The sequence below is a fragment of the Kitasatospora sp. NPDC058965 genome (assembly GCF_042741245.1).
Classification (GTDB): domain Bacteria; phylum Actinomycetota; class Actinomycetes; order Streptomycetales; family Streptomycetaceae; genus Kitasatospora.
On the sequence record NZ_JBHYKG010000342.1, the window covers coordinates 1 to 8,613 of the forward strand.

Genomic DNA, 8,613 nt, shown 5'->3' on the forward strand with positions numbered 1-8,613 from the left:
GACCCTGCCGGTCGCGTGCCGCGCCTGGTCGACCGCCGCCGCCAGCACCGGTCCGGCGGCCTGCCGGGCGGTGCGCACCGCGTCGGCGGCCCGCCCGCCCGCCCGGTGCGTGGCCCGGGCGAGCGCCTCGACCACGCGGGTGTCCCTGATCTCCGTGCTGCTCATCAGCCGGTCCCTCCCGAGTCTGCTGCGATCTGCGACGTGCCTGTCCGCAGGCGGCTACCCCCGATCGCGCCGTCCAGCGGCCCGCGGCGGGGGCAACCGCGTTCCGGTTTCGCGCCGCTCCGTGGTCGCTCCGCGGGTGCCGCTGCCGCGGAAGGGTGCCGAGTGACACCCTGGAGGGAGGGCCACTCCGGTACGGTGATCCGGTCGTGCGCCCGGTGGGTGCCGACCGGGACCACTGCCAGGGTGGTCGCGCGACGCTCGACGAGAGGGGTCGCCGCCGATGGAGTCGGACCAGGCCGTGATCGGCTGCCCCGGCGTGCTGCTGGTCGGCACGCGGGGGGCCGCGGGCCCGGGCGAGGTGCTGGTGAAGATCAGGGGCGGCTCGGAGACCTTCCTCGCCTGGTCGGAGCAGGTGCTGCCACGGGGGACCGAGGTCCTGGTGATCGAATCGCGCGGCGCCCGCCAGGTCGACGTGATGAAGTGGACCGATCCGATCGACGACCCGTTGGCCAACGGGGTCGACGGCACGCGCTGAGGAGAGACCCAGGATGTTCGGTTACCGCGTTCCCGCCCCCGACCAGGCGATGCTGATCTCCGGTGGCAGGCGGGGCCTGTCCGGTGCGCCGTTCCGGGTGGTGACCGGGCACGGCACGTTCGTGTTCCCGGTCTTCCGCAAGGTGCGGTTCCTGACCCTGGCGATGTGCGAGGCCGAGGTCGCCGAGACCTGCGTGACCAAGCAGGGCATCGCGCTGACGGTCCGGGCGGTCATCGCGTTCAAGGTCGGCAACGATAACGAGAGCATCGTCAACGCCGGCCAGCGCTTCCTCTCCGACCAGGACCAGATGTCGGTGCTGACGGGGCGGATCTTCGCCGGTCACCTGCGCGCCATCATCGGCTCGATGACGGTGGAGGAGATCGTCACCGAGCGGCAGAAGCTCGCCACCGAGGTGCTGGACACCTCGAAGGCGGAGATGGGGAAGATCGGCCTGATCGTCGACTCGCTGCAGATCCAGTCGATCGACGACGGGGACACCGGCTACATCTCCGCGATGTCGGCCCCGCACCGGGCGGCCATCCAGCGCCAGGCCCAGATCGCCCAGGCGCAGGCCACCCAGGCGTCGGTGGAGGCGGAGCAGCAGTCCGCCCGCCGCCAGGCCGAGTACGCCCGGGAGACGGCGGTGGTCAAGGCGCAGTACAGCGCCGAGGTGGACCGGGCCCAGGCCGAGGCGGCCCAGGCCGGTCCGCTGGCCCAGGCGAACGCCCAGCGCGAGGTGCTGGCGGCGCAGACCGAACTGGCCCAGCGGGCCGCCGAACTGCGCCAGCAGCAGCTGGTCGCGGAGGTGGTGAAGCCGGCCATGGCGGAGGCCGAGCGGATCCGGGTGCTGGCGCTGGCCGACGCGGAGCGGATGAAGATCCAGGCTGAGGCGGCCGCCTCGCACGACCGGGTCGCGCTGGACCGGATGCTGATCGACCAGCTGCCGCAGATCGTCAAGGAGGCGGCCGGCGGCCTCGCGGGTGCGAACGTCAACGTGCTCAACGGCGCCGACGGCCTGGGCGAGATCGCGGCGGGCCTGGTCAGCCAGGGCCTGACGATCCTGGACTCGGTCCGCCGCGGCCTGGGGACGCCGCAGGGCGGCGCCGCGACCGACGGCGAGCGCCCCGGTCCGGCGCAGCCGGGCGAGCTGGAGAAGTAGTACCCACTGCGCTCCTGACGGCCGGTCGGGAGCGCGACTGCCGGAGCCGGGCTCAGTCCGGCTCCGGTTCCCCGGTCAGCTGCGCCGAGGCGCGGGTCAGCAGCTCGATCAGCTGGGCGCGCTCCTCGGGGTTGAAGCCGTCGGCGATCCGCTGCTCGATCGCGACGGCCTTCGCGTCGGCCCGCGCGAGCAGCGCCCGGCCGTCCTCGGTGAGGTTCACCTCGACCACCTTGCGGTGCCACGGGTGCGGCTGTCGGGTGATCAGCCCCTTCGCCTCCAGGTTGGCGAGCCCTGCCGTTCGAGGGCCCGGCGCGGTTCTTCGCGGTCGTCGCCGCCCACCTGGACGGGCAGCCGGGCTGACCGGCCGCGCGCCGCGGCGCCCGGCCGGGAGGGACCGGGCGCCACGGCAGGGACGGTCAGTGGTGGAGGAGGGCGGCGCGGGTCGCGGACGCGTGCTCCTGGAGCAGGGCCGCGATCGTGTTGACGTCCTGGTTGACCTCCAGGAAGCTCTGGATGTCCGGGGTCGAGGCGCCGTTGACCATCACGTAGAAGATGTGCAGGCAGCCGTCGTCCGTCACCAGGTAGCCGCCCAGGCCCTGGGCGCCCACCGCGAGCCGCTGGTTGAGGTCGTCCGCTCCGATCACGGTGCCGGGCTTGGCGAAGACCTTCCCCTTCGCCGGGCAGTCGTGGGTGCAGGACAGCGCGCCGGTGCCGTCCACCCCCAGGATCGGCAGCGAGTAGCGGAACTCGTCCGCCTCGGGGGTGCGCAGCCAGTACGCCAGGATCTGGCTGATGCCCTCGGGGGTGACCTTGTCCGCGGGCTCGCCGCGCCCGTCCACCAGCTGGAACTGGCCCGGGTCCACGCCGGCCGTCCCGCTCAGGAAGTCCCGCTCGATCGCGAAACCGTCGGAGCAGTCCTTGCTGCCCCGGGCGACCGCCATGTTGCACAGCGCCAGGTTGGCGCCGAGGTTGTGGCTGACCTTGAGGATCAGCTTGGCGTACTGCTCGTACGGCGGGGAGACGTAGGCGGCGACCTGCGGGTCGTCGTCGTAGGAGGCGGGCAGCGTGCCGTCCGGGTTCGCGCCGGTCGGCGGCGCGCTGACGGTGACTCCGGCGCGGCCGAGGGCCTCGATCAGGGCGGTGCGCCCGAACGCGTTCGGGTCCTGGACGTGGGAGACCTTCAACGCGGGCTGCGCGTCTGCGGCGATCGACCCGGTGAGGGTGATCCGGGTGCCGTCGGGCGAGGTGGTGACGTTGATGGCGGTCGTGCTGCCGGCGGGACCGGTGGTGACCTCCGAGGTCACCTGGTACGGCGCCACCTGCGGCCGCCAGCTCAGCTGGGCCGGCCGGCCCTCGGTGGTGGGCGTGGTGAGCAGGTCGATCAGGTTGTCGTTGATGATCAGCGGGGTCGGCTGCGGATCGAGCGCCGGGGGCGTGAAGATCCGCGGGTCGACCACCACGTCGCCGTCCACCGCGGTGATGCCCGCGTCCCGCACCTGCTGGGCGATCTGGTCCAGCCCGGCGAGCGGGTCCTCGGGGGTGAGCGTGGCGCCGGGCAGGTCGTTGGCGTAGGTGTGGTCGATCGGGACGTAGTCGACGGTGCCGTCCGGCCGGGTGCGCCCGCCCATGGTGAGGTCGCCCTGGGCGACCATGGCCAGGTTGCCGTGCAGGGTCGCGCCGTCGCGGGTGCCGATCGCGTGCACCGGCGTGGTGAACCGGTGGTCCGGCCCGACGGTGTGCCGGCTGCCCGAGATGGTGACCAGCTTGGTGGTCGAGCCGGCCGTGAAGAACTGGTCCGGGAACTGGGAGTGGAAGGTCTGCCCCGTCGCCGGGTCGATCTCCAGCAGGGCCCACTGGGCGTGCTCGTACGGGGGCTTCGCCATGATCGCCGCGATGTCCGGCGGGATGTCGCCCGGCGGCGCGGCGGCCGGGGCGGCGGCGGTCGAGGCCGTCACGGCCAGCACGGTGGCGAAGGCGGCGGCCCACGCCTGCAGGCGGCCGGGGAACTTTCTGCTCATGCCCCGCATGGTAGGTACCCGTACGGGTGGAACTCCGGTGCTCGGGGCCAGGTCTGACGGCGTGTGGGCCAAAGCCATCCGCTTGGGCGAAGCGGGGGAGCCGTTCGCGCGGGCCCGCCCCGGCGGGCGGAGCCGGACAGTTGCGTGGCTTCGGAAGTGAGGCGCGGGGGAATCCGACAAGGACGGGCCGCCCGTCCCCACTGACGGTCCGTCACCCTCACCCCCGTCGTCACGAGGAGATCAGCCCGTGCACGTACCCCGCGCCACGTTCCGATCCCTGATAGCCGGCCTGTGCGTCGGCGCCACCGCGCTCGGCCTCACCGCGGGCCCGGCGCAGGCCGCACCGGTCCGCGCCGGCTACGCGGTCAGCATGCCGGTGAACATCTCGGCCCCCTGCGCCGGACAGAACGCCGAGACCATCCAGGCCGTCGACCCGGCGGTCGACGGCGTGTACGACGCCTGGATCGGCTGCAAGGGCATCGGCTTCGCCGGTTCGCTCGACGGCGGCGCCTCGTTCGGTGCTCCGCTCACCCTGCCCGGCAGCGAGGGGCAGAAGGGCCAGCGGTCCTGGGACCCGGCGGTCACCGTCGCGCCGAACGGCGCCGTCTACGTGGCCTTCATGGTGTCCCGCTCCGGCCTGAGCTACCCGGTGGTCGACGTCAGCACCGACCACGGCGCCACCTTCAAGACCGCCGGCTCGATCGTGCCGCCGGACGCCGGTAACTGGGCCGACCGGGACTTCATCGCCGCCGGCCCCGACGGCACGCTCTACCTCACCTGGGACTACGGCCCGAGCGCGGCGGCGGTGACCTTCGTCTGCGCGCCGAGCGGCAGCTGCGCGTTCGCCACCGGTGACGTCAACGTGGTGATGCAGAAGTCCACCGACGGCGGCCGGACCTGGAGCCCGATGACGTACGTCAGCCCCGGCTACCCGAACAGCGGTGGCGACAGCGCGCCCATCCTGGTCGAGCCGGACGGGTCGCTCGACGCGGTGTACCAGGGCTACGTGGTCACCGACGTCCCGACCGACAACCTCACCGTCGCCCACACCTACGCGACCCGCTCCACCGACGGCGGGGCCACCTGGTCGCCGCCGGTGCGGATCGGCCCCGCCGCCGGGACGATGAACAACAGCGAGTGGTGGATCGACGGCGCCGAGGCGCTCGGCCCGGACGGGACGCTGTACGCGACCTGGGACACCCAGGAAGCGACCACCGACACCGGCTGGCTCAGCTACTCCCGGGACCACGGCGCCACCTGGTCCACCCCCGTCCAGGCGCCGACCGACACCCTGAACGTCCCGCACATCATGCAGGTGGTGGCCGGCCCGCCCGGGATCGCGTACGTGGGCTGGCTGGGCAGCAGCGACCCGCGCGGCTACGCGCAGTACCTGCGGACCTTCTCCGTCAAGCAGGGCTGGCTCTCCGCCCCGGTCCAGGTCTCGCAGGCATTCGGCACCGGCACGGTCTGGCCCGGGGACACCTTCGGCTTCTCCGCCCTCTCACCCACCCGCCTGGCCGTCGCCTGGGGCAGCGCGGTCGCGCCGACTGCCACCGAGGACGACATCTGGGCCGCCACCGTCACGGTCGCCCTGCCGTAGCGCGCGGCGCCGCTCAGTGCGGGAACATCCGGGGCGGGCGCCGGCTCGGCAGCCCGTCCCGGAACTCCTCGATCACCGAGCTGATCTGGCGCATCAGGTGGGTGCGCTCGATCCGGTCCAGGTAGAGGTTGTGCGCGGCCAGCGACTCGACCGTCACGCCGAAGTACAGCGTCATCAGCGGATTGACGAACAGTTCGCTGTTCCTCGTCCGGTCGGTGAACCGGACGTCCCCGAACCGGCCCTGCAGCGCGGCCGCCACCGAGCCGTTGACGATGCTGGGGTGCTCGGGGAAGGCGTCCCGGGCGTGCTGGACGGCGTCCAGGTAGAGCGAGCCCTCGCGCGAGTCGCGCGGGATGGAGAAGGCGCCCAGGTAGCCGCCCGCGCGGTCGAGGGCCGCGAGGTTCTCCAGTACCAGGGTGTGGCTGACGCCGTGGTAGGCGTCCACCCCGAAGCCGAGGCAGGCCACCAGCCGCTCCGGCACCTCCGGCAGACCGGCGACCGCCGCGAGACTGGCCATGTCCTCCTCGGGGGTGCCGAGCCCCGCCTCGTCCCCGCGCATCAGGATGTCGGTGCCGCCGTCCACCAGCAGGATCGCGTCGATCCCGAGGTGCTCCACCAGCGCCCGGTACGCCGCCCGCAGCGGCTGCACCCCGACCGAGGCGAAGGCCCACACCGTGTCGGGCATCCGGTGCAACCGCAGCCAGCGGGCCAGCGTCCGCTCGGGGAAGTACGGCTCGGCGGAGCGCGTGTCCGGGGTGATCCGGGCCAGCTCGGGCTCCAGCCACACGTCGGCGTCCAGTCCGTAGAGGTGGCTGAACGACAGGCTGGCCAGGTGCACCTCCTTGCCCGCGGCGCGCAGCGCGAGCGCGATCGGCAGCCCGGCGTAGACGTCGAACCCGCCGCCGGCCCCGGCGATCAGGATCCGGTCGGCGGCCTTCAGACGGGTGAGCAGCGGCGGTTCGAAGAGCGTGGGCATCCGGGGAAGGTACCGGTCCGGCGGCTCCGGCGTCACCCGGATTCCGGCGGGTCGGGCCGGGCCGGGGCGGGAGTCGGGTCGGCGGCGAGCAGCGGCCCGAGGGCGCCCAGGACCGCGCCGACGCAGGTGTCCCGCAGGGTGGCGCGGTCGCAGGTCGGCTCGGTGAGCCAGTCCACGCAGAGGACGCGGACGAAGACCAGCCAGCCCTTCAGCACGCTGGAGACTGCCGCGCGGGCCCGGTCGTCGGTGAGGGGGAGCACGGTGAGGAGGCGGGCGCGCAGCGCGTCGAGCTCGTTGCTGATGATGGTCTGGATCACCGGGTCGCCGGCCAGCACGCGGTTGGCGGCGAGCACGGCGTGGCGATTGGCGACGAAATAGTCGAGGTGCTCGTCCAGGCCCTGGACCAGTTGCTCGGTCAGGGTGTCGGCGGGATCGAGTCTGGTCCGGGCCAGCAGCTGGTCGGCTGCCTGCTGGTAGAGCTCCGCGAACAGGACCTGCTTGCTGGGGAAGTGACGGTAGAGCAGCGCGCGCGAGACGCCGGCCCGCTCGGCGACCTGCTCCATCAGCACCTCTTCGTACGGGTGAGCGGCGAACAGCGTCGCCGCGACGGACAGCAGTTGGGCGCGGCGGTCGGCTGGGCTGAGTCGCTGGCGGGGAGGCACGGGAAGCAGCCTACTTGACACGTGTCTACTGGAGCCCCCTACCTTAGTAGACGCATGTCAACTAGAGCCGGATCCGGGAGGGGCCATGGCCAGGGCACTCAGACTGCTGGTGTGGACGATGGGGGTTGCCTGCCTGCTCATCGGACTGGAGCACATGGCCCTCGGCAACGCCGCGGTTCCGGGCGCCGGTTCGGCCGGGCCGACGATGGACAGCCTGGGCCGGTTCTTCGGCGCTGTCTTCGCCGGCTACGGCCTGGCCTGGATCCGGGCCGGCCGCCAACGGCCGATCCCGGCCACGGCGGTGCGCCGACTGGCCGGCGTCTTCCTGCTCGGTGGCGCGGGCCGGCTGCTCTCGCTGGCCGTGGTGGGCTGGCCGAACTGGTTCCAGGTGCCCCTGACGGTGCTCGAACTCGGCCTGCCCCCGGTCTACTTCTGGCTTGCCGGTGCCGAGGAGCGGGCGGTCGCGGGGGCCTAGTAGTGCTTTGTTGGCTGGTCGGCCCCCGGGTCAGCCGCCCACCGTGACCCGCTCGGCGCCCGTGTACACGTTCATCGAGGTGCCGCGCAGGAAGCCGACCAGGGTGAGGCCGGTCTCGGCGGCGAGGTCGGCGGCGAGGGAGGAGGGGGCGGAGACGGCGGCGAGTAGTGGGATGCCGGCCATCACGGCCTTCTGGACCAGTTCGAAGGAGGCCCGGCCGCTGACCATCAGGACGGTGTCGCGCAGCGGGAGCAGGCCTTCGCGCAGGGCGTGGCCGATGACCTTGTCCACCGCGTTGTGGCGGCCGACGTCCTCGCGCACGGCGAGCAGGTCGCCGGCCGCGGTGAACAGGCCGGCCGCGTGCAGGCCGCCGGTGGTGTCGAAGACGCGCTGAGCGGCGCGCAGCCGGTCGGGCAGGGCCGACAGCACCTCGGGGGTGGTGCGCAGCGGGTCCTCGGCGACCGACCAGGCGGCCGTGGTGCGCACGGCGTCCAGGCTGGCCTTGCCGCACAGGCCGCAGGAGGAGGTGGTGTAGAAGTTGCGCTCCAGCGAGGCGTCGGGCGCCGGGACGCCGGGGGCCAACGCGACGTCCACCACGTTGTAGGTGTTCCCGCCGTCGGCGGTGGCGCCCGCGCAGTAGCGGATCGCGGCCAGCTGCTCGGCGTGGTGCAGCACGCCCTCGCTGACCAGGAACCCGGCCGCGAGGTCGAAGTCGTCGCCGGGTGTGCGCATCGTGACGGTCAGCGGCCGCCCGCCCACCCGGATCTCCATCGGCTCCTCGGCCGCCAGGGTGTCCGGGCGCTGGGTGGACGAACCGTCGCGCAGCCGCAGCACCGGCCGCCGTACGGTCACTCGCCCCATGGTCACTCCTTCGTCCTCGAATCCACCGCAAGCCTACGGCGGCCGGTCCGGGGCGACCGTCCCACCCCCGCGGGGGGGGGGGGGGGGGCGCCCCCCCCCCCCCCCCCCCCCCCCCGCCCCGGCTGGGCCCGCCAAGATCCCACGCGCGGGGGGCGGGCGCCC

The 8,613-nt window shown here is 73.3% G+C and carries 9 protein-coding genes; 4 read left to right on the forward strand and 5 right to left on the reverse strand.

Translation table 11 applies throughout. The annotated features are described in order from the left end of the window. Positions 1-445 precede the first annotated feature (445 nt). Both ACFW1A_RS34850 and ACFW1A_RS34855 read left to right on the forward strand, forming a co-directional pair. Positions 446-700, forward strand: coding sequence for a hypothetical protein (locus tag ACFW1A_RS34850; protein WP_380416378.1), 255 nt, complete (start codon positions 446-448; stop codon positions 698-700). Between the two features lie 13 nt (positions 701-713). After that, positions 714-1,859, forward strand: a complete 1,146-nt coding sequence (locus ACFW1A_RS34855) for a flotillin family protein (RefSeq protein ID WP_380416384.1) — start codon at positions 714-716, stop codon at positions 1,857-1,859. A gap of 52 nt (positions 1,860-1,911) precedes the next feature. Here the strand turns inward: ACFW1A_RS34855 and ACFW1A_RS34860 are convergent, their stop codons facing one another. Beyond that, positions 1,912-2,079, reverse strand: a complete 168-nt coding sequence (locus tag ACFW1A_RS34860; RefSeq protein WP_380416389.1) for a hypothetical protein — start codon at positions 2,077-2,079, stop codon at positions 1,912-1,914. Between the two features lie 196 nt (positions 2,080-2,275). Then, positions 2,276-3,877 (reverse strand): D-alanyl-D-alanine carboxypeptidase/D-alanyl-D-alanine-endopeptidase, encoded by a 1,602-nt coding sequence (gene dacB, locus ACFW1A_RS34865; protein ID WP_380416393.1) that lies wholly within the window; start codon positions 3,875-3,877, stop codon positions 2,276-2,278. Positions 3,878-4,124: 247 nt separating this feature from the next. Here dacB and ACFW1A_RS34870 point away from each other — a divergent pair, with 247 nt between their 5' ends. Further along, on the forward strand, positions 4,125-5,477 hold the full coding sequence (locus tag ACFW1A_RS34870; RefSeq protein ID WP_380416396.1) for a hypothetical protein: 1,353 nt from the start codon (positions 4,125-4,127) through the stop codon (positions 5,475-5,477). A gap of 13 nt (positions 5,478-5,490) precedes the next feature. Here ACFW1A_RS34870 and ACFW1A_RS34875 read toward each other — a convergent pair whose 3' ends face one another. Together ACFW1A_RS34875 and ACFW1A_RS34880 are read right to left on the reverse strand one after the other, a co-directional pair. Then, the gene (locus ACFW1A_RS34875; RefSeq protein WP_380416398.1) at positions 5,491-6,453 is read right to left on the reverse strand and encodes a DUF1152 domain-containing protein; all 963 of its coding nucleotides are present in this window, start codon (positions 6,451-6,453) and stop codon (positions 5,491-5,493) included. Positions 6,454-6,485: 32 nt separating this feature from the next. Continuing rightward, the gene (locus ACFW1A_RS34880; protein ID WP_380416400.1) at positions 6,486-7,115 is read right to left on the reverse strand and encodes a TetR/AcrR family transcriptional regulator; all 630 of its coding nucleotides are present in this window, start codon (positions 7,113-7,115) and stop codon (positions 6,486-6,488) included. A gap of 85 nt (positions 7,116-7,200) precedes the next feature. Here ACFW1A_RS34880 and ACFW1A_RS34885 point away from each other — a divergent pair, with 85 nt between their 5' ends. Further along, positions 7,201-7,590: a DUF4345 domain-containing protein gene (locus tag ACFW1A_RS34885; protein WP_380416403.1), complete on the forward strand. Its 390-nt coding sequence runs from the start codon at positions 7,201-7,203 to the stop codon at positions 7,588-7,590. Positions 7,591-7,620: 30 nt separating this feature from the next. On the opposite strand, the gene fdhD is transcribed toward ACFW1A_RS34885, so the two are convergent. Further along, positions 7,621-8,451, reverse strand: a complete 831-nt coding sequence (gene fdhD, locus ACFW1A_RS34890) for a formate dehydrogenase accessory sulfurtransferase FdhD (RefSeq protein WP_380416405.1) — start codon at positions 8,449-8,451, stop codon at positions 7,621-7,623. Between the last annotated feature and the right edge of the window lie 162 nt (positions 8,452-8,613).